The sequence below is a fragment of the Nitrospira sp. BLG_2 genome, from assembly GCF_049222245.1.
In genome coordinates this window covers 1-1,662 of sequence record NZ_JBLYIG010000255.1, presented here as the reverse complement: position 1 = coordinate 1,662, position 1,662 = coordinate 1, and the positions used below count along the sequence as shown (strand labels likewise).

The 1,662-nt window shown below is 53.9% G+C and carries 3 protein-coding genes; 2 read left to right on the top strand and 1 reads right to left on the bottom strand.

The features are described 5' to 3' along the window. The first annotated feature begins 83 nt into the window (after positions 1 to 83). On the top strand, positions 84 to 854 hold the full coding sequence (locus ACOSYY_RS06995; protein WP_421661549.1) for a flagellar basal body L-ring protein FlgH: 771 nt from the start codon (positions 84 to 86) through the stop codon (positions 852 to 854). Between the two features lie 82 nt (positions 855 to 936). On the opposite strand, the gene ACOSYY_RS06990 is transcribed toward ACOSYY_RS06995, so the two are convergent. Beyond that, complete coding sequence (locus ACOSYY_RS06990) at positions 937 to 1,107, bottom strand: hypothetical protein (RefSeq protein WP_421661548.1); 171 nt, start codon at positions 1,105 to 1,107, stop codon at positions 937 to 939. A gap of 74 nt (positions 1,108 to 1,181) precedes the next feature. Between ACOSYY_RS06990 and ACOSYY_RS06985 the strand changes: the two genes are divergently transcribed. Further along, positions 1,182 to 1,662, top strand: a 481-nt coding sequence (locus ACOSYY_RS06985) for a flagellar basal body P-ring protein FlgI (protein ID WP_421661547.1), incomplete at its 3' end; no start/stop codon positions are given.

The following is a 1,662-nucleotide window of genomic DNA, read 5'->3' as shown; positions in this document are numbered from 1 at the left end:
GGATTCCGGCAGGGAACTGACGGCCAAGGTAGTCGGCCCTAGCCTCGTTCAGGTGGAGTTTTAACCAGATGTCGAAGGAGATCGTGAGGTCAGAGAAGCTTGTTGCATGGTCGGGAGCGAGGGCTCACAAGAAAGCACCGCTCAAGCCTGGCAACGGAACTTGGTTCTCCCACCAATCATCGATAAGTTGGCTGTGCGCCTCTGTCGTCGTTCTGCTTCAGGGATGCTCGAGTCCTCCGGATGTCTCGAGCAAGATCGCTGTGGCTCCTCTTCCTCCACCAAAGACTGTGGGATCCTTGTGGCAGGAGGAAAATGGACGGGCGTATCTCTATGAAGATCTTCGTGCCATGCGCATCGGCGACATTCTCACCGTTAAGATCGTTGAAAATCACAAGGGATCAAAATCCGCCGACACCGCGGCGCAACGCGAATCGACGATCCAAAATAGCCTGATCGGGAGCGGCATGGGCTATATCGGAATACCAGGCATACGATTTAGTGATGAGACACGTCGTGGAATGGGGATCAATGCCAACGCCAACAGCAAATTCGGCGGAAAAGGAGCCACGAGTCGGACTGGAACACTGACCGGAACCATCTCGGCGATCGTGACAGAGGTACTGCCGAACGGTGATCTTCGCATCGAGGGCCGGCGAGAGGTCAGCGTGAACAGTGAAAAACAACTGATGAGTATCGGTGGAATCGTCCGTCGGGTAGATGTTGATACCAAGAATACGGTTCTGTCCTCAGCCATTGCCGATGCCAAGATTGAATATTCCGGCCTTGGTGTCCTCGATGATGTACAGCGACCAGGATGGTTTGTTCGTATTCTTGATTGGATCTATCCATTTTGATGAAGGGGGTCCAATGCCGGCTCCATTGAGACGTAAAGCGGGGAGAAGGAGCGCGCCAAAACGGCGTTCGCTCAATCTCGATTCACTGCAGATGATGGTGCAAAGTGGCGTTGTGCGGCGGGCTGATTCCAGTCCGCCTGAGGTGCGCCTGACCCAATTCCATGTGGTAGAGAATGTTGATCAGGACCGCACCAATGATGTGGCCATAGAGCAGGGATGGCTGTCGCGCATCGTACTGGGACGAAGATCGCATTCATTGTTTTCCAAACGTTAGAGGATACGATAGGTCCGTCATATATGCGTTCACACTTGTCACTCTTGATCAATATGGTGGTTCTCACGGGGACACTCGTCTGTCCCTTCACGGCCGATGCCGTGAGGATCAAGGACATCGGCGTGATCGAGGGGGTGCGCGAGAACCAGCTGATCGGCTACGGGTTAGTGGTCGGTCTCGATAGTACCGGAGACCGAGTCATCGGTGGACAATTCACGATTCAGGCGATGATGTCCATGTTGAACAAGATGGGGGTTAATCTTGTAATTGATCCGATTCAATTGCTGACGAGAAATATCGCGTCGGTCATGGTGACCGCCAAGCTTCCTCCGTTTTCGAAGCCTGGTATGACGCTGGACGCGGTTGTATCGTCCATGGCAAATGCGAAGAGTCTGCAAGGTGGTACGCTCTTGCTGACACCATTGAAAGCTGCCAACCAACAAGTCTTCGCTGTCGCACAGGGACCAGTGTCTATCGGTGGGTTTCTAGGAGGTACGGGAGGGGCGGGGGGAGCCACGGTGGTCAAGAATCATC

What these genes read in the sequence shown, in the direction of transcription:
- ACOSYY_RS06990 (WP_421661548.1), bottom strand. Translation starts at nt 1,107, where the DNA reads ATGCGATCTTCGTCCCAGTACGATGCGCGACAGCCATCCCTGCTCTAT.